Source organism: Scandinavium sp. (assembly GCF_036271055.1).
GTDB lineage: Bacteria > Pseudomonadota > Gammaproteobacteria > Enterobacterales > Enterobacteriaceae > Scandinavium.
Window position 1 is genome coordinate 1 of the sequence record NZ_DATBBJ010000057.1, and the last position, 19283, is coordinate 19283.

Here is a 19283-nt window from a genome sequence, read left to right on the forward strand (position 1 = left end):
CGCTTGTCGGGAATGCGGACCTTGTTCCCGCCAGGATCGACACCGCCGTTGTAAGCGTGGCCAGTTCTGTTGTAGAACTCAGCATACGTCGTGCGGTCAATGAGACGACCATCCGCCACCAACCAGTCTGTTTCAGGAGGATCACCGTTACCTGAGTAAGCGACAATTGCACCGATTGGTGAAGGTGCAACCAGTCGTGGATCATTACCAGCGCAAGCTTGTTGAGCACCGGTGCCCAATGTTCTCAAGCTCGGTGTACCGACTGTACCGTCCTTGTTCGTAGGAGCGATCTGCGCATCAGTGATACCAACGATAGGATCAGTACCGCCCTGAAGATGACTGGAACCGTGTGACTGAGGTGGTACGCTTGCAACTACTTGCGCTTTGTTTTGACCACCCCAAGTGGTGACAACGAGTGGTCCAGGATACGGCCCTGAAACATCACCGGTTGCTTGAGCACCACCAACCAGGCGCGGATCATTACCGGCGCACGCTTGCTGAGCACCCTGTCCGAGCGTACGAGATGATGGTACAGTAGGTGCAGCATCGACAGGAGCAGGACCAGCTGTAAAGAACCCTGTACCGGTATCAACGTCGAGGCGTGGACCTGTCAGCGGTTGATCAGTGACAACAAACGCGTGACCGGTCGTACCAGGTGTGCTTGGTGAACTGGTTGGCCTACTCGAAAGCGGACCAACGTCAACTGACATTGCGATGGCATCGATACGATCAACTGCTGCACCGAGATCACGCGGTATGTCAGGTGTTACACTCTCATCAGGCTTGGGAATTCCTAGACGTGGTGAGTTAGCCATTACCTCCCCTTACAATGTCGCATTTGCCAGATCGGCGTATGTAGCGTATGCGGCCAACACATCTGCATACGTAGCATACTCACCTGCCAACCAGCCATACGTTGCATGCTCTACTAGCAAGTGCGTGAACTGGTCAGGGCCTACTTTTTGCGATTGTATAGCAGCAACCGTGGCAGCAGGATTGGGAGTCTCAGATGGCCTTGTCACTACTGTGTACCGCCACGCAGTACTTGCGCGTTCCTGAAGATCGACAAACTTGCTACCAGTCAAAGTAGCTTTCACTACTGAAATTATCGTTTCTGGCCTACCACGGTTGAAACCGGGCAACGACATGATGTAAGCACGCTGGTCGGCGTCTGAAAGTCCCGGTTGCACTTGCGCGCCAACGAACTGTGCCAGGTATGGCAAGTACTGTGACGGACACGCATTGATGTCCACCATGTTTGCCCAACCGGACAATCCGTCATCGCGTTCAGCTGTAAGTTCCTCAACTGCTTGGAACATCGCATAGATGCCATCGCACAATGCCCACAAGTGCCCGAGTTGATCTAACGCTTGGAACGGTAATAGTTGCTCGAATAACCGAGCAGCGAAGTTTGCACCTTGAGGGTCAGTACTCATGGTGACACCGCAGTAACTGTAATAGTACCTACAGAAGGCAGCGGGAAGGAACCGGGCATAGCGACATCTACAGTACCAGCAGCATTACCGGTAATGTTGATAGTCATGTTGTCCGCGTACTCGACGTAGTCAGCATCCTCGATGACAGTCATTACCTTGCTGTAACGGATGATCGGTGTGTTCTGCCACACCGGTGACTGACCAGATGAAGGAGCTCCCCAGGTTGCCGAATTGAGAAAGGCCTGAATAGCTGTCGTCGCATTCGCTATTGCAACTTGCTGGTTACTAGGATCAGCGACGTGCAACCGCGCGGTCACATCGATGGACGAGTAGTCAGGACTAACAACTGGAGCTACAAAGTTGACCTCGCGCAAACTTTCGATGTACGTCTGCACTTGCGATTGAGTGCCCGAGCTAACTGCGCTGCCTGCTTGATCGATGGGGCAGAGCGCAACATACTTATCATTATTGGTTGTGGCATCAACTGGGTTGTAGTTCTCCCAGTAAGCGCAACGAAACACACCAGCAATGTCACATGCTTTACGCGCAAAGTCAGGACCACGAATCGGCGTGGTAGTCCACGTCTCAAAGTCATTGGACAACCGATTGACATAAGCGTCATCGAGCTCAGCGTCGTTACCACCAGCTGACACGCCGTTGAGTGTCACTGACGTTATGTAAGTCAGCGAATCAGCGCGAACGACTGTATCGAGACCTGACGTGTTCTGTCCAGGTATAGTCGCTACCAGCTGAATCTGTATGGTTTGACTACCATTGGGAATCACATAGTCGCCAACGGTTTCAAAACCAATGGGAGGCGTGGTTGAGGTGCTCAACGACAAGCCAACCGGTGTGCCCGATGCAATCTCGTAACCGCCCTGTTGATCGATTGCAGTCCAAATTGACTGAACAGTAGCAGGAGTGGCATCGATTGCTGGGTCATGAGCAAGTGGGCCGAACGCACGGAAGATCGAGAAGGGTACATCACTGGCAACTTCTGCGTTCACAGCTGCCATAGCCGCAACGCCACGAAGCAACAGGTCAGTGAACCCATTAGGTTTCGGTGTCCATCCAGGGAAGTAGGACTGAATCCGCTCTACACCGGTATTGTAAAGTAGGTTCTCGTCAAACTCAATCGGGGCGTCTATGTACTCGTCGGCCATGGTTACCTTTACGTTTCAGTTGTCCACACTTGGCGAGGGGCGCCAGCAATCGGTGGAGAGTCAGACTCATTTCTCCTTATTTGAATTTGATCAACCAGCGTGGCGAACCAGTCGAGGTTACGCTCGATGATCACCTGGGCATCAGGCACAAAGTTCAAGATGGCCCGTTCGATGGCGTTCAAGTCAGCGCCACCCTTCCTGAACACTTGCTGCGGTATTCCAAATGTGGGGTCACCCGAGAACATGCCAGGCTCATAGGAAAGCACTATCCAAATGCGACTCACAATGTCCTCATCTGAACCTTGCTCGATTTGCTGCACGTCACCATTGGGAATGTCAAAGGTAAATGGCACAGCAATCTCAGGAGCAATGATTGATCCGCCACCTGGTGGAGTTACATAACTCATCTGAAGTACCCCACTACCTGAGGAAGATTTGGATAACCACTCGATGCCCAGCCGCAGGTCTGCAATGCGGTGATCTGCGCATCGATTGACTTACCAACTGCGCCAGTGATGCCGTTGGTAATACCAGATGAAGCGTGACTTGGTGCATTCACACCATTGACTTGCTTACCGAGGATGAAGGAAGCAGTTGCATCAGCACCCTTGACAGGCGTATTCCAAACAGGAGCACTACCGCCTGCCCAGTTACCTGAATCGAAAGCACCGATGTTCAACCAGTTGTTAGCACCGTTAGGCGCTTGGGCAGGCTTCCCAGATTCCTCGCTAAGCAGCCAGCCACAAATGACAGCAGGTTCAAGGCCAATGTCTGCTTGCAGCCTAGCGGCAAACTGTTGCTGATTCTTACTGAGGTGAACATCAGCATTCTTAGGCAATGAACCTACACCACCTGTACCTGAACCGCCGCCGGCATCCTGCGACGAGGTAATAGGAGTTGACGACGTAGTGACAGGTACATACTGGGAGCTAACAAACCAGTAGCTATCCGCCTCATCTTGTACCACAAGAATGAGGTCTCCCACCTGGAAGTTTGCACCGACGTAATCAACTGAGAACAATTTGTGACCACCATCGAACGATGGTATCACAATTGCAATAGTGGTACCGTCATATTCTTGAACGTAAGCGCGAACTGGGTAGCGCGCTTCATTCTCGTTATGCTGAATGTCGCTGAACAGACGGTGAAGTTTGGTGGGATCAGTCATGTTCCCGGCCAGTGCCTTGGGAAGAAGTTATTACCGGGGCTGCCTCCAGCATCTGTTGCACCGTTACCGCCCCACGGACCTACCCATGCACCTTGTCCTGAAGCAACTCCTGAGTGCGAAGTGTTCGCTTGCACGTGACCGATGGGTAGTGGTAGCTTGAATTCGATGAATACGTGCCCAGCTTCACCAAGATTCGGATTAGTCCAAATCGTCATCAACCTACCCGGTCCAGCTTTACCCCAACTGTTGAAGCCGCCAGATGCCAACGGTTGCTGCAATGTACCAGCAGCACTAAGAATTGCCGATATGTAACCGGAACAGTCATAGCCACCACCAGACGGTGCAAAGTTACTGTCGTGACCACCGCCGAACACGTACGGGTATTTCTTATTGCTGATCTGAACTGCCTTCGCGTAAGCCGTATCAACTACTGCATTCTTAGTGACAGCAATTGGTATGCCAAGTTTAGAACCGCTGATATGCACTCGCTTAGTTGTCGGAGCAGGCTCATCAAGCGCCGGTGCAGGAAGGTGACAAGTGATCTCACCGAGATCAGTGTCAAGTGGCCGACGTACTTCATACACCAACCAGCGGCCATCAGCAGGGCCACTATTCTCGATGACAACCGGGACACCCGGAGGACATTGCCAGCGCGAGAGATATGCACTGATGGTTACCTCGTTCAATGCCTTACCAGTGTCGATCTCATAGTCAATCGAATCAATGCCTTCTGAGTCCTCATCGATGGTGTCCCAAGGAATCGAATAGCGCAAGTCATTATCATCGACCCACCAGAGAATGTTGTCAGTTGAGAACACTCGCCAGTTCACCTCTTTTGCAAGGCGAACCGCGCAGTTCCACGAGTCCTCACGTTTGCCGTCAAGTCCTCGTTTGAAAGCATACCGGTTGTACTCTGTGTAATCAACTGATCCGCCAGTGAGGCTTGTTCCCCACTTAGTGAGAATATCATGTGCTTCCGAAACCCAACGATCAAACTCAGCTGGCTTGAATGGGGACACAACGCGTGTACCTGATAGGACATAGAACGCCATTTGCCCTGGCGTCGTGGTAGGGTCAATTTTGTAAAACTGCAAGGCGTGCTGGTAGAACGCATGGGCGTCAGAGCTCATTGAACTACTGTTGATGAAACCGAACAGGCCATTACCACCACCAAATTCAACATCGCCTTGAACGTCCTTGGCGTTGGATATTTCGATGATTGATATGAGTGCAGCGACGTGAACGTTGTATGGGACCTTCATCGAGTCGCCCACTCGAATGACCTCAGCAACATGGTTGATCTGTTGCTTAGATGCTGGCTTGTTCTTGATATCAAACTTGGTACCCTTGTGAAAGCCCTTCATTTTCTTCGAAGCAACTTCCTTAGGGGTTGGCTGAGCATGTGTGACAGCAATAGGCTGAATAATGTCCAACTCAGGTGCGTAAAACTGCACGTTGTAATTCTTCACTTCCTGACACATCGCCAGAATGACCTGAGCGCGCGTATGTTGGTCACGGTACCAAATACGCGGCTTGCTGTACCGACGCATTTCGTGAATGGTACGATTCTCGAAAGTCAAGTCGAACTGGTCGTGGGTTTTATTTACCTGAACCAGCGCGTAGTCACGACCATCAAACGTGCAGTAGATTTCATTCCACTCAGCTGGTACAACCTTCTTCCTTCGCTGCCCAGCAATCGATGTGTAGACACGCGGTGTGTTCGCGCTTACCCAGTCCTTCAGTAACCCTTTGACCAGTGTGCGCGTGCGATCAAGAATGGTAAGAGACAATGTACCAGCCGCGTAGTCCATCGTCTCAAGTATTTCACCGGTTTGCACAGCTGACGCCAACTGGTCGCTGATGCGCGCATCGTTGATGATCAAGTTGTTGATCTCTGTATCAACCGGGAAATGAAGCAGCGTAGGTGGTGGTAGCAAACTTTTCTTGCCAGCGCTAAGCCTCTGCAACTGGGTTTGATTCTTGACGAAGTACTGGTAGCTAGTACTCATTGCTTTGGCAGCTTGATCACACGACCCGCCTTCAAATGGTTAGGGTCATGAATGTGGTTGAGTTTGGCAATGGCACGCCACTTACTGCCATCACCATAGTAGTACACAGCAATCTTGACTAGCGTGTCACCCTTCTTGATTCTGTACGTATGAGGCACAGGCTTAGTGGGTGTAAGGTTCTTCGACTGAATCACAACGCTAGGAACATACTCCCACGCATTGATCGTTCCAGTCTGCCTGCACCTATGATTCTGCCGGTTGATGACGTATGTGTCATCGAAGTCAAGGCCACCGCATATCCAACGCTTGGTTGGGTCGCGCGAGATGTCATGCGGTACCGCACCATTGGCATCGATAGTAAAGATGGGAGGACGCCCTAACCTCTTGTCATACGCAGCAAGTAGTTCCATGCGCATGATCAACGGTTCAACTGAGTTACGCGCAGTACGAGTTTTGGGGTTGTAGCCATACTGGTCAAAGATGAATGGAATTTGTAACTCCATCGCTTGTGACCCTTGCCACTCAGTGAAGTACAACTTCCACATGCGATTGATTTGCTGCCAACCTTCAGGATCATGCCTGATCACTTTGACAGGACCAGTCAGCTGAGGAACCACAGTGAACTGTCGTTCATGGCATATGAAGGCGCACTTGATCATTGCCGTGCCAACCGGTTATCGATGTACTTACCAGTTGCCCGTGCGATCTCACGACCGTCGATAACAACTGGTATGGTAATCTCAAGGCTCGACGACATTCCAACAGGTGACGCTAGACCAGCTGTACGCAGAGGTATCACAGAGGCTGCACGTGGAAGATTCAGCAGCTCAGGTCCATGTTCGCCAACCAGGGCCATGCCCGGTGATGCAATCGTACCACCTGCTTGTAGACCAAAGAAGTGACCTATCGAACTACCAACGTTTCCTACTGTATGGGCAGCACCGCCGAGCCAGTGACCAACCGCTTTGATTGGTCCCATCATCTTATTCCAAATCTTGGTAACTTCCTTTTCTGCCCATTGGAAGGCACCAACAATCCAGTTCACCACAGGCTTGACGACTTCCTTCCATGCCCACTTGAATGGGAAAGCAAGTATCGGTCCTACAGTCTTCCATACGTCCTTGATCGCATTCAACGCCCAGTGGAACGCACCAACCAGCCAATTGATGATAGGTGCAATCTCCTTCTTGAACCATTTCCAATGGGCAATGAGCGCAAGCACTACCCATCCGAAAGGTCCCATCAGCAAGAGCAGCCACTTCCAGTGCTGCCCGATGAACTTCACCACATCCCAGATCGCATTACCTAGCCACTTGAAGGCTGCGATGACGGCATGAACCACGGCATTCACAGCCTGGTGGAACCACTTGAAGTGCTTGTAGGCCATGTACAGTGCAACGCCAACTGCAACCAGTGCGACAGCGATAAGGACAAACGGATTGATGCTTAGTGCAGCAGACAAGGCCACCCAAGCAACTGTCATCTCAAGTGTGCCTCCAGCGACCAATGCTGATGCCACTGCAAACGCAGCACTCATGCCTTCCCAAATTGCCTGAACGATAATTATGCCCTTGACGGCTACCTCATACGCTACGAACGCTGCAACAATTGGCGCAACGATGGGTGCCAACTTTACTAGCCACGGTATAAGCGCAACCAGCTCCTTTACCATCCAGGCAAGTCCCTTAGCGAGCTCAACCACAATGGGCTGGAGCAAATGGCCTACACGAATCATTTGACTTTGAATCGATGACCAGGCGGCGTGAATTTGGAAGGCAGCAGTTTTGTGCGTCGCTGCCACATCCTCACCAAAGTTCTTTGAGGTGTTTTGAATCTGGTGAATCTTCTTACCGTACCGGTCAACCTGGTTCATCAGCACTTCAAGTACTCGACCTCGACCGGCAGGCAGAATGTCACCAAGTAGTGCCTCTTGACGTGCAGGCGAGAAGCCAGCCAAGCGATTCTTCAACAAGGCAAGTGTTGCGGGCAAGCCTTTTGTTCGCATTGTGTCAGACAGCTGGAACTGCGACAGACCAAGTTCACCGAGTGCCTTTTTTGCCTTCGCAGTAGGATCGGTGAGGAAGTGGAATGACGTTGCCAACTGTGCCATCGCTGACGAACCACGGTAACCCTCATCAGACAACGTTGCCAAAGCACCCATCACATCGTTGAGGCTCAACCCTGCAAGTTTACCAGCTGCAAGGACACCTGTTCCCAACGAGTTGACCAGGTCTCCCATACGCATGTTGCCGGCGCCAACTGTTGCGTTCAGTGTCGCCATCACCTGCTTGAGATCGCCACCACCCTTGATGTTCACCAACCAGGCCGATCCCAGCGCAGTTGTAGTATCCTCAAGGTCTGCGTTACCTACGGCTGCACCTTGAGAAGCAACTTTCAACGCGGTGAGTGCCCTTGCACCACGCAGACCGATTGACTCAAGGTGATACAAGCCCTCAGCAAGCTTGACTGGTCCTTGCGCGTATTGCCCACTACCTGCCATGCCAAGTATCGCCTTGGACATGTTACCGACTTCAATTTGCGTTGCACCAGCCTGAGTATGGATCATCTCCATTTGCTGATCAAACGTGTTTGCCATCTTCACTGACTGATAAGCAAATACGCCAGCCGCAACAGCAGTTCCTCTGAACGCTTTACTAGCTAGTCCTGCAACGCCACTCATCTTACTGCTTGCTATCTGTGACTTACCAGATGTTTCCTCTGCTGCTACACCAATGTCACGAACGCCTGCCGCGGCTTCCCTGGTGCCAGCAACAAAGCCCTGAAGGTTACTCAGCTTGAGTAAGACATCCAGGACATCTGCACCATCAGAACCGTAGGACACCTAGCCCCCTAGCATCTTACCTACGGCGTTAGCAATCCTTGTCGCAAGGTGTTCCTCACGTTCATCCTGAACTGCTAAGGTCTTTTGGGCAAGGGCTTGAATCACAGTCAGTTCAAACTGGTTGGTACAGTTTAGGAAGTCCATTCCTGACAGTCCTGCTGCCTGAATCTTTGCTGCTTCTAGAAGTGAACTTTCACCAAGCGCTATGCTAAAAAATCTTCATCCAGCTGCTTGGTACGATCCGCCAACCAGTTGCTGAGGATCATGTTCTGGTTGGTGATCGCATGTTCACTGCCGAACAAGCCTAGCACGACTTCTCTACCGCTGTCTGCATCGAAGTTGAGTAGCCGAGCCAAGTTCTCATCGAGGCGCACGATGGGACGACTCTTACCTCCTACACTCATCCAAGGGCCATCGAGTGTCCGTCGGCACAGTACGCGCTTACAGGCAGCGCGCAAAGTGTCGATGGAACTCAGTAGACCTGAACCGCGACCATCAACTGGTCGTGTCTCACGGCGAATCTTTCGAGCGATTGACTCAGTGATCTCGGAACCGATGTACTGGTACTCGATGGCCAGCAGGCCGTTGTAGCCAGGCACGTGGATGAGCTTTGTCTTACCGAATGGCTGCGCTTCGCGCTGTGCTTCACGCAGTGTACCCATCAGTGACTCAGGGACATCACCATTTTCACTTTCGAAGATGTCCTCGTCTTCCCGGTCAACTTCAAGTTCCGCTTGAGGCGGCATGACAGGAGGCATCACGGGTGGGACAGGAGGCTGAATAGGTGATCCTTCCATTGTTCTCCCCTTGAGTTCCTTACGTCAGGAACTATACGAATTGATTGAGTTGACAGACATCACTACCACAATCGTCGCCGCGTTGGCAGCGTTGGAATCCACTTTCGGATCGTCAACTGTCTTGAGTGGACCGATTGCTTGAATGTACGGCCCGAAGGTCGAGTAATCTCGATTCAACGGGAACTTGTTTGCGACACAAGTGCCGAAGCCCACCTTGTTGAGTAGAAACCCAACAATGGAAGCGTCACGACTGAGGCGGTAGTTCCGCGTCAGAGTCACATCGGTGAAAGTGGGAAGTCCACCGAGGTCCTCTTCAATCGGGTTACCACCTGAACGGTACTTGGTACTTGTGGAATCCTTTCCACCACCATCCCACTTGTCCCAAATCCCAAGGTCAACACCATCAATGGTGAGTGTACAAAGGAATAGTTGTTCGCGGGTTCCGTCAGACACCGAATCGCCTCCTTTCTTACGCGGCTAGCGCCTCGGTGACTGGCACCTTGGCGATCATGATGAACACCTGCTCTGCCATGGAACTCGTCCGTAGACCGATCTTGGCAAACAACTGACCAGCAGCAAACGTTGCATCAGTGTTGACGTCCGGGCCAACACCGACTGAGAATGCTTCCTGAGGAGTTGACCCGTACAGGTCATCGCTCTCCCAGAATCCCATAAGCGGCGCGGTAAGTGCCGCCTGCCAACGCTTGATTGTGTGACCTTGACCGTCCAGCTTGCTGAACACGAAGTTCTCAGCAATAGGAGAAAGCTCCCACTCGACGGCACTGATTGTGCGCGAACTAGCGAACTGCGACCAGTCCGGTTTGCTCGTCTGATCCGCCAGTGACCTAAAGCCGTACGTACGCGGAACGCCGTAGATCATGCGGGTGACGTTGACTCCTGCACCGTTCAGATTGGTCCTGTCACCATCTGTCCAGGCAGGTTGACTGATGCCCTGCGTCCACTGAGCGACGCCCATCGCGCCAGCAGCCGCATCATCTGCGCCGAAGCCCAGCTGGTCGTTGCGCGCCAGGTTACCGGCAATACGACCGCACGGTGGAACAATGCGAGTTGAACCGGGGACAACACCTGGAATAACATCCCAAGGTGCAAACGCTGCACATCGCCAATCACCAACTTGGGACGTAACCGCTTCAGCAGCAGTGATCAGGTCTGCTGCCACATCGGTATCCTCCAAGTCGATGATAGCGATGCGTGAGGTCTGGTCAGCATACGCGGCAACTGACAGTTGCAACGCCACTGTCGTTTCACCAGGTGCTGAAATGACCCCAGGTCCGAGTTCGTCAGTGATGTTCGGCAGCAAGTCCTCCAAGTCGGTTTGAGTACCACCCAGTGCAGCTGCATTGACGTAGGCACGATACCCACCTTCACGGAAGAACTGCTGCACTGAGTCGTACAGAACAGATGAGGGGTCACGAGCGCCGAACGTCGCATTGAACTGGTCGATTGAGTAAACCCAATCAGAGGCTGCATTTGTCGCAAAGCCAACGGGGAACCATGTTCCTCGCTGACTCAGCAAACCAGGGTTAGGAGGAGATGAAACAATCTCCACGTTGTAGCCAGGAAGTGGCGACATTCTTTACCTACTCCTCTCGGATCATGATTCTGGCTCCACCGTCGCAGAAGCGTCCTCGACTGCCTCAACGATTGGGAATGGCGCCGGTGTTGCGTACGGATCATCTGGTGGCACCGACGTATTCTGGTAATCGCTGGGCGCGCCGAATACGTTTATCACTTCCTGGACTTCGACAGTGAATACAAGACGAACGGCAGCCATCGTGCGTTCCTGGACACGAGGAAAATCGTCATACTTCTCATCGTTCCATTCAACACCTTCTGCCCACCCACCCAAGTCAGGTAACTCCATGACGCAACCACGAATCGCTGCACCATAGTAACCTGCTATGTCCTTGGCGGACCGTTCGTCACGAGTAGCGACGATTGCGCCAACAGCAATCAACCACCAAGCTGTTACCCAACCATCGCCATCACGTCGCGGTGGATGACCAGGACTGATACCTGGCGAGATGACTGCAATGTATGGCATTGCTTCTTCTGGATAGCGAGTATACTCGTTCACTACCTCCCATGACTTAGGTGTCGCAATATGCTCTGTCAGACCGTTCAATCGTTCAATTCGCCCCAAATAAGGCAACAACCAGCCCTGCATGTGCGTAAGCATGGCTTTTTCTATCTGACCCCGAGTTACGAGCGGGCTGTCATCGCTGTACTGCGGAAATGTACTAGTCGTAGTCACAGCGGAACAACCACGCCTCGCACTAAGAACATCTGAATCTTCTTCACTATCGCAACGCGCTCAGGTCCAGTAATATCGATCACCTTACGCATTGGCATATGTACTGTACCACGCTGGTGGTAAACACCGTAAGGGATGTCTGAACCGAACCGCATGAAATCAGGACCAATTTCCTTGATCTGACCAAGTGCGTTACGACCGGTGAGAGAGTTGAATAGAATTTCAGACGCCCTCAGGATCCAAGGTGACATGTTTCGCTTTTCCTTGTCTGCCACAGTCGAAGGAGCGAGCTCGGCCCATCCTCCTGAACCGTGTCCACCTTCAGTGAGGAACTGGACCTTCTCAATGTTCTGCAAGTCACGGTAGAGCGAATTCCACAATGGAGTTGCCCTAACCGCTCGTTCGCCGAATCGAAGTAAGTGGCGACTGATCTGCTTGTCGCCAAACACCTCGACTTCGACCTGAACATGAGTTGCTGGTCCTCTGTTCTTCAACGGTGGCATGTCACCTCACCATTGCACGCTTCCCCACCAGAGCGGCATGGGGAAGCCTCCTGCAACTGAAATTCCCATGGTACTGTCAGATCCTGATTCTTCCATCTCCTCCTCTTGCTCAGCCTCGGCAACGTCAGCTTGCAACGACTTGAGCTTCACGTCAAACCGGGCCATCAACTTGTCATACATCGAGTTGTTTGCAGCAGCTTGCTCAGGGAAGTAACTCAACTCGATGTTTGCTGCTGCCAGAATGACAATCACTGCTTTTGCTGACTCCCAGAAGTCAGTGTCGATGTCTGGCCCTATTGCCTCGCCCACTTCATCAGCGGCTAAGTCAATAAGGCCAGCAGCATCGGTCTCTCCCGGAACAGTCACGTCGTCAGTGAAGTCACCGGTGATGTTACCGTTTGCGTCCCGTGTCCTAGCACGCAGAAGAAACGCTACATCTGACGTGGTAGGAGTGTAGTCACTAACCGGCATGACTTAGTCCGCTGAACGAGCAACCACTGCTTCAAGACCTGCAATCACGCCCTTGCGAGGGTCATTGCCGGTCGCTTGGACTTCCGCGGCAAGCAAACGTGCCGCAACTTCCCCGTCACCTTCCGACGCGTTGACCACCTGCTGGACTGTAGGATTGTCGTCCTTGATCCAGTTGATGAGTTCCGTATCAGTGGCGTCTGCTGCGCTGAACTGAAGCTCAGTGGTTCCACTTGTACCACTGGTCAACTGTTCGATTGTCTCACCTTCCTTGAGGAAGGCATTGAGGCGCATCCCACGGGCGTAATCAGCCGGCAGTACCTCAACCGTTTCTCCACGCATTGCGGTACGATCCTGAGGAAGGATCTTATCCGGCTCATAAGGATGTTCCTCTTCAATCCGGTAAGGAAATGCTCGGGCGGCAACTGTTACCGTGTGCAGCTCCTTACCGGACAGAGACACATGTGGCTCTCCCCTACGACTGCCCTTTTCTCGTGTTGCCGACACTATTGTACCCTCCTTAGCCCGCGAGGCCTGTTGCCACCAGGATTGAGAATGGGTTGGTGACATACATCACCGGCCGCACACTCGACTGGGACCAGGTCCGCTCTGTTTCCGGTTCCCGCCAGGTCTCCGTACCCAGTGGCTTCTCAATCCGCATCTCACCGACCTGTCCTTCCTGGACAAAGTACGCCGTGCCTGCCGGCACACGGTTGGAGATGTAGAGCTGCTTGTTGATGAACTGCAGGAACTGCTGAAGTGACTGGGCACCATAGATGGTGGCCAACTGAGCATATTCCTGCGGGTTGAGGAGTACCAGATCGAACAGCACTCCCAACTCGTCCTGCTCAGCGATCATGTCCGCTTGCGCAAAGTCACGCAGAGGATAGTTGCTCGCCGTGCTGGCGTTGGTACCAGCGGTGACGACTGTTTGCCAGTTGCGGCCGACAAACGTCTGGTTGAACGCTGACACTGCTGAGTTCAACTCAGCAATCGCTCGCGCGTTGATCTTGCGGACGATGGTGTTGGCCACCTGCCGCATGAGACGCATGAACAGGACCGCGTTGTTCCTGTCCCTTGCCTCGTCTGTGATGTAGACCTTGCCGCCCCACTTCTCGACGGAGGCAACCTTCGGCACCAGCTGGACGCCGGTGAGCAATGGGAACTCGCCACCAGGCGAAACACGCTCAACATCACGTGCCGCATAGAGCTCGTTCATTGTTGCCTGGTCATACACCACGGCGCCGCCAGTGACACCACCGGCAGACGCAAACACCCGGTCAGCGATGAACCGCTGAAGGGTGAGATCCATGATCATCCGTGTGACTCGCGTCGGCTGGTTGAGCATGATGTCCACCGTCATTAGGGTCCCGGCCAAAGTAGGGGGGCCCAACGGGTGGGACACAGGAGCGCCGACAGTCACAGGACCAGCTGCCTGAATCTGAGCCTGAATCTGCGCTTCCTCAGAACGTGCCTGGATGCGCTTGCCGGCCCGGACCAGTGCTTTGTTGACTGTGCTCACCATCACTCCTTTCTAGGGATAGAGGGAGACTTGAGCAATTCCACCCGACGCACAGCTATCGAGTGCCAGACCGGCAGCCTTGCCTGCGGCAACAGGAATTGCATTCCCATTGGCGTCTGCCTGGACCTCCTGTCCAGCCACAATCGCGGCGCCTGCGGTGACAGGCATCACCTTCGGGTGCCGAAAGACGGGCACAAGGTTACCCAAGGCCTGGTCGTACATGGCAACGCCGAGCACCTTGTCACCAGAAACACATGGTGCAATGGAAACGTTACCACCAACAACCGAATCGGTGATCGCACTGTTCACCAAGTTCGGACCACCCGGCTGACGAGGACCGGAGATTTTCACGAACGTCATGCCGGTAACAGCAGCCGTGCAATAGCCCGTAAGCTCATCGCCTTCTTCATAGAAGGGATTTGCCAGGTTGGTGGGACTCATCAGTCACCTCCTTGAACAACCGCCGGGATTTGTACATCTCCTGTTGTCTGGCCCTGTGCGACTTTGACCCTTTGCCTTTCTGCCGGCGTCAACCAGCTCTGCTCGTATGCCGATGCGTCGGTTGCCTGCGCCGACTCGACCTGACCTGTTCCTGCGGTTCCGCGAGCCTCAACTGGCACAAGTCCAGCTGCCAGCGAATCGATGAGGCCACGGGTGCCCTCCGGATCGGCGTCCCATGCCTTGAGGTAATGGTTCTTGCGTGACGGAGGGAACTTGCCTGCCTTGATCGCCGTGTTCAGGAACGAGTCACGTTCGGTGTCACGAGTCCTGGCAGCGAGTTCTGCACCTTGGCGAGCCTGGTCAGCAACAGCTTCCCAGGTCGCCTTATCGACGACGATGGTTCCTTCAGGCAGCTGGATCGGGGATGATCCTGGGATCCTGCTGGCTGCAGCAGTGCTTTGGATGCCCGTACGTGTACGGCTCTCCTCGTCACCACCTTCATCACCTTCGTCACCGTTCCCACCGTTGCCTCCCTCATCGGGGGCAGGCGGTGCAGGAGCGGGTTCAGCTGGAGGAGTTTCGGGCCGAGCGCTGGCAGCCTGAATAACTACCCGAACCACCGTCGCGTCGTCCGCGTCGTCTGGGAGTTGCTCGGGTGTTAGACCATGGCGAGCGCGCACCGCTGCGGCTTCCTCGGGAGTCATACAGCCTCCTGGTCGTGAATCTGCACGTGCATTGAACATCATCACCGGGTTACCAAGTGACGCGGCGACCGATGCCCTTACGAGCGCGGCAGCCTTGGTTTTCGCCGGTGTATCAACGTATTGGATTTTGACTTGGACAGGATCTCCGAAAGATACCTCCTCACCCTTGCTTTGGAATGGGACTCGATACAGCCCACCTTCATCGTCGTCTACGATCAACTCATTGGGGTCGAAGTAGACAGCACGAATCCACCACCACATCTGACTCGGTTCAAGCGAGTCGTAGTAGCCACGGCGAACATCGTCGAGGTTGACTTGCGCAACCACCCCGGTACTCGCCTTGATGCTATCAGGCGGGTCTTCCCCGAGGGTACTATAGGCGCTGCGCAAGGAAGCTTTAGCTGCACTCAAGGCTGCATCACATCCGTTCTTGACTGAGCCGATTCGACTAGCAGCAGCATGGACACCGTTGCGGTTCAAAGTACCGCTTGGTTCCTTGATTGGCAACGAGTACCGCTGCTTAGCAGGTTTGCTCGTCCAAGTATCAGAGCACTTGGAACGGTCATACACGCATGCCGCAGCGTACTGCTCATCAGTATAGTCTGAGTCTTTGAAGTTTGACCATGGTGTATCACTGACCGCAGCCTCAACAGAAGTTGAGCCTCTGATGACAGACATTGGGTCACCCTCATCAGGCTCAGTAACCGTCACACCAGAAGGTCCCTCAGCACTGAAGAGAATTGGCAAATCGTCGAGCGTTGTGATTCCCGGTCCCACAACACCGAGCATAGCAACGGCGTCAACAGCAAGTGCCCATTTGTGCCCAGTCACAGTTTCCACATCGAAGTTACCTTCAATGGACCGCGACGGATATGCCGTTGACATGATGCTGGCAAACCATGCCGGTACCCCAACCAGGTCGCCATACACCGTTTGATCGTTGTCACCAAGTCGCAGATTGATCCACGTGCCTAGTGACGGTTCACCGTCGAGTACGTCACCATCAGGTGTCGTGGTCTTGTTGAAGCGAGGATCTGAGTGCCCGATCTTGGTACGTGGCGAATGAATTGCAGGGTCGTCCTGACTCGCAACCAGGTCGCGCAGGTGCCTTTCAGTAAGAGTGATAAGTCCAGTGCTAGTGGGATAGTCGATTCCCGTGCTCACCATAGGGACATTGGGAACGGTTACGAATGGAGGAGCGAGAACTGACTCTACGCCAGTTGCCGCAGCAATTCTTCGACCGTTTACGCGCATGGTGATTGGTAGGGTGATCATGTCCTTCCTCACTGAATTGTGGCTGGCGTTTCACCGTAGACTGCGACCAATGTACCTCGACAGCGACCGCCTCCAAGGCAGTCCACGAATCCACCAGACGGGTAGAACCTCTCTGCGTCAGCCAGCGAAACAAACTGAGTACCATCCTCGGCAATGCAGTTAGTGCATGTGTTGTTGTCGAGAATTTCACTGGCATAGATCTGCGACGGGTCCCCTTCCGCCATCGTTGCCCTTCTTCCTGAGTTCATTGCAGCTGTCAATGCACTGCCAAGATTATCAGCCAGATATGTTGGAGACAAGTTAGTCAACTTTACCTTCGTATTGTTGGCAATCTCCGCACCGCTCAACTTACCACCAGCAAGCCGAATCGCATTGGACTGGGCAGCTGCCGTAATGGACGATGCTAAGAACTTGTCTACCGCCTGAGCTCGACCGCGCTGATCGTTACTCAGCGATGTAAGGTCAGGTAACTGTACCGTTGTACTCTGCCGTGCTGCCTCAGCCTGCGCATCATGCGCACCTTGCACTGCCATATTACTCATCGCGGTGAACAGCAATGGTTCCATGGTTGGGTCAGCCTTGATCTTACTCAACTCATCGAGGTTATTACCAGCAGCAACAATCTGGTCATGCAACTGTTCGATCTGTCGCAATTGCGACTGGCGCACATGCGCAACTAATACGTCACGCGTGTTCTGCCAGTTAGTGTCCATTGAGCTCCAGTCAACAGCTGCCTGAATCTCATGCTGGTATAACTCACGACGGAGCGGCCGGTTCGGGAGCGACACAGGGGAGCCTGCCGCTTGAGCCCTCACCGACCGCTCCCCATTCTGGGACTCGTTGACGCCTACAGTCCCAGAAGCCTTGGTATTGGGTGCACCGAGCGGCTTCTTACCAGTACCACCTTGGTCCGACCCTTCAGGCGGTGGCGCAAGCGGTGGAGCATCAGTTTGAGTGGGCCCAGGAGGCCAAGGCTCTGACCCGGGAGGAGCAGGCAATGTGGGCTGAGGAAGACCGGGAGGCCTTGAGGGCAGGCCGTAACGCTCACGAATCGCATTCTCCAAGTTCTCGTCCATGGTAATCGCGCCACGTTCAACTAGCCAGGCAAACTCACGACCGGTGAACGCTGTGTCAGGATTACGAGTGAACATCAACTGTGGAGTTGAATCAGCATCGGGATCGACGTTCCAGTCCCACCAGTTCTCAATCACGCTGGCAGTGAACGTGCGGCAAATCCAGTAGGCCATTTCATCGATGGCATCACTGAAGAAGTCAATGAACTCACTACCGAGTGCTCGACTGCCTGTTTCCGTCTGTCCCAACTGCATAAACATGGCAAGCCACGCACGGGCCATTTCCTCGTTGTCGAGTCGAATGGACGCGAGGGTATCAGGCAGCGAACCTGTCGTGCCGACCAACTTGACCGTTGTGCCATTAGGAACAGCACCACCAGACATGTCACCAGCACGTAGCTTGCGCATGAGTATGTCGAGGCGAATAAGACCAGCGCCACTCATGCCAGAAGGCGCCTCCGCAATAGGAATACCCATCCCATTACGTTCTTGCTTCTGTGCATCAACTCTGAGTAGCCTATCTTTCCTCAACCAGTTGCGATAGCAGGCACGCAACATCGAGCGCCCTACCCAGTTTGCACCTTCCATCAACCATGCGTACCAGGTAACACGGTCAGCTGAAATCAACCCCGGGTTTTGCGTTGAAGTAGGTGAGTAATACTGCCTGAACCCAATAAGTTCACCAACCGAGTCCATAAAGATTTGACTGATCGTTTCAGGTGGTCGCGGAGCAAGCTTAGTGAGGTGCCACATACCATCATCGCCAATTTCACCAACTTGCTCGAACGCGTAGTGGCCCATGAGCAAGGCAAGCAGTGCATCCTGAATGTGCTTGCCGAAGTCAAACCGGTTACGGTATTTCTGCTGTGGCAATGGTTCAAGATTCTTGATGTTCATGCTCAAGTCACGAGCGAGCTTGTTCACCATCTTGGGATCACAGTCGTTCGGATCGAGCAACCAGTGGTAACGTCGCAGGGGCAACGACGTACCAAGGTACAGTCCTTGAATCTGTGCATCATGTCGCATCTGCGAGTAAGTTTGAATGCACTGAGGCCACTGTAGTTGAGGTGACCGTTCGAGGTTGTCACCGACATACGTGTTCCAACCTGGTACACCAGGTGCCCATTGTGTCAGTGAACCGATCTCCTCAGTAGGAGGAGAGGTAGGCAAAGGCTGGTTCGGTCCGCCTAGGTATTCAATGTCAACTAAGCCACGAGGACTAATGCTCATGATTTACCCGGCTTTCCCAGTGATGACCATTTATCGCCCCAATCGCCTGCGTTTTCACCTTTTTGCCAGCGATGGAGGACTTCACCACTGTCTGTTTCAACGAACGTTTCGATAGCGCCGTTTTTCTTCACTACCGAAACTAGTCCTTGTTCTGACTTCGGTACAGGAGCCACAGGCTTAGTAATCCTCCCACCAAGAACGCGATGGGCAAAATCTGTAGGAGTACCATGGTAAATATTACCATCAACCGCTCTTCCTATACCGGCAAAACTTGCCTTGTCCGTGTTCTGCCACCATGTGTGAGGTTGACTTGGTTCATTTGCTTGATAAGCAGCTACCCAGGTAGGACGATTCCACGCCATTGTGCCACCAAGGTA

20 protein-coding genes are annotated in these 19283 nt (G+C 53.4%); all 20 read right to left on the reverse strand.

Annotated elements, in window-relative coordinates; translation table 11 throughout:
* A partial coding sequence (locus tag VH187_RS07990) for a phage tail protein (protein WP_329700930.1) occupies nucleotides 1–815 on the reverse strand: 815 nt, incomplete at its 3' end.
* Between the two features lie 9 nt (nucleotides 816–824).
* On the reverse strand, nucleotides 825–1436 hold the full coding sequence (locus VH187_RS07995) for a phage tail protein (RefSeq protein ID WP_329700931.1): 612 nt from the start codon (nucleotides 1434–1436) through the stop codon (nucleotides 825–827).
* Nucleotides 1433–2599 (reverse strand): baseplate J/gp47 family protein, encoded by a 1167-nt coding sequence (locus VH187_RS08000; protein ID WP_329700932.1) that lies wholly within the window; start codon nucleotides 2597–2599, stop codon nucleotides 1433–1435. Before VH187_RS08000 ends, VH187_RS07995 begins: the two co-directional genes overlap by 4 nt.
* A gap of 8 nt (nucleotides 2600–2607) precedes the next feature.
* On the reverse strand, nucleotides 2608–3006 hold the full coding sequence (locus tag VH187_RS08005) for a hypothetical protein (RefSeq protein WP_329700933.1): 399 nt from the start codon (nucleotides 3004–3006) through the stop codon (nucleotides 2608–2610).
* Nucleotides 3003–3767, reverse strand: a complete 765-nt coding sequence (locus tag VH187_RS08010; protein WP_329700934.1) for a hypothetical protein — start codon at nucleotides 3765–3767, stop codon at nucleotides 3003–3005. The genes VH187_RS08005 and VH187_RS08010 overlap by 4 nt, the downstream gene beginning before the upstream one ends.
* Complete coding sequence (locus VH187_RS08015; protein WP_329700935.1) at nucleotides 3764–5776, reverse strand: hypothetical protein; 2013 nt, start codon at nucleotides 5774–5776, stop codon at nucleotides 3764–3766. Before VH187_RS08015 ends, VH187_RS08010 begins: the two co-directional genes overlap by 4 nt.
* Nucleotides 5773–6435 (reverse strand): LysM peptidoglycan-binding domain-containing protein, encoded by a 663-nt coding sequence (locus tag VH187_RS08020; RefSeq protein WP_329700936.1) that lies wholly within the window; start codon nucleotides 6433–6435, stop codon nucleotides 5773–5775. The genes VH187_RS08015 and VH187_RS08020 overlap by 4 nt, the downstream gene beginning before the upstream one ends.
* On the reverse strand, nucleotides 6432–8618 hold the full coding sequence (locus VH187_RS08025; protein ID WP_329700937.1) for a phage tail tape measure protein: 2187 nt from the start codon (nucleotides 8616–8618) through the stop codon (nucleotides 6432–6434). Before VH187_RS08025 ends, VH187_RS08020 begins: the two co-directional genes overlap by 4 nt.
* Before the next feature lie 203 nt (nucleotides 8619–8821).
* Entirely contained in the window at nucleotides 8822–9415 is a 594-nt protein-coding gene (locus VH187_RS08030) for a hypothetical protein (RefSeq protein WP_329700938.1), read from the reverse strand.
* Nucleotides 9416–9439: 24 nt separating this feature from the next.
* Nucleotides 9440–9868, reverse strand: a complete 429-nt coding sequence (locus VH187_RS08035; RefSeq protein WP_329700939.1) for a hypothetical protein — start codon at nucleotides 9866–9868, stop codon at nucleotides 9440–9442.
* Between the two features lie 16 nt (nucleotides 9869–9884).
* Complete coding sequence (locus tag VH187_RS08040) at nucleotides 9885–11009, reverse strand: hypothetical protein (protein ID WP_329700940.1); 1125 nt, start codon at nucleotides 11007–11009, stop codon at nucleotides 9885–9887.
* A gap of 21 nt (nucleotides 11010–11030) precedes the next feature.
* Nucleotides 11031–11615: a hypothetical protein gene (locus VH187_RS08045; RefSeq protein ID WP_329700941.1), complete on the reverse strand. Its 585-nt coding sequence runs from the start codon at nucleotides 11613–11615 to the stop codon at nucleotides 11031–11033.
* 71 nt (nucleotides 11616–11686) lie between these two features.
* The gene (locus VH187_RS08050; RefSeq protein ID WP_329700942.1) at nucleotides 11687–12193 is read right to left on the reverse strand and encodes a phage virion morphogenesis protein; all 507 of its coding nucleotides are present in this window, start codon (nucleotides 12191–12193) and stop codon (nucleotides 11687–11689) included.
* 6 nt (nucleotides 12194–12199) lie between these two features.
* The gene (locus VH187_RS08055) at nucleotides 12200–12664 is read right to left on the reverse strand and encodes a hypothetical protein (protein WP_329700943.1); all 465 of its coding nucleotides are present in this window, start codon (nucleotides 12662–12664) and stop codon (nucleotides 12200–12202) included.
* A gap of 3 nt (nucleotides 12665–12667) precedes the next feature.
* On the reverse strand, nucleotides 12668–13123 hold the full coding sequence (locus VH187_RS08060; RefSeq protein WP_329700944.1) for a hypothetical protein: 456 nt from the start codon (nucleotides 13121–13123) through the stop codon (nucleotides 12668–12670).
* 58 nt (nucleotides 13124–13181) lie between these two features.
* Nucleotides 13182–14186, reverse strand: a complete 1005-nt coding sequence (locus tag VH187_RS08065) for a major capsid protein (protein WP_329700945.1) — start codon at nucleotides 14184–14186, stop codon at nucleotides 13182–13184.
* Nucleotides 14187–14195: 9 nt separating this feature from the next.
* A complete protein-coding gene (locus VH187_RS08070) occupies nucleotides 14196–14624 on the reverse strand; it encodes a capsid cement protein (RefSeq protein ID WP_329700946.1) in 429 nt (142 codons plus the stop codon).
* On the reverse strand, nucleotides 14624–16603 hold the full coding sequence (locus VH187_RS08075) for a hypothetical protein (RefSeq protein WP_329700947.1): 1980 nt from the start codon (nucleotides 16601–16603) through the stop codon (nucleotides 14624–14626). Before VH187_RS08075 ends, VH187_RS08070 begins: the two co-directional genes overlap by 1 nt.
* 8 nt (nucleotides 16604–16611) lie before the next feature.
* On the reverse strand, nucleotides 16612–18906 hold the full coding sequence (locus tag VH187_RS08080) for a phage portal protein family protein (RefSeq protein ID WP_422663480.1): 2295 nt from the start codon (nucleotides 18904–18906) through the stop codon (nucleotides 16612–16614).
* The coding region (locus VH187_RS08085; protein WP_329700949.1) for a glycoside hydrolase family 25 domain-containing protein at nucleotides 18903–19283 on the reverse strand (381 nt) is incomplete at its 5' end. The genes VH187_RS08080 and VH187_RS08085, both read right to left, overlap by 4 nt.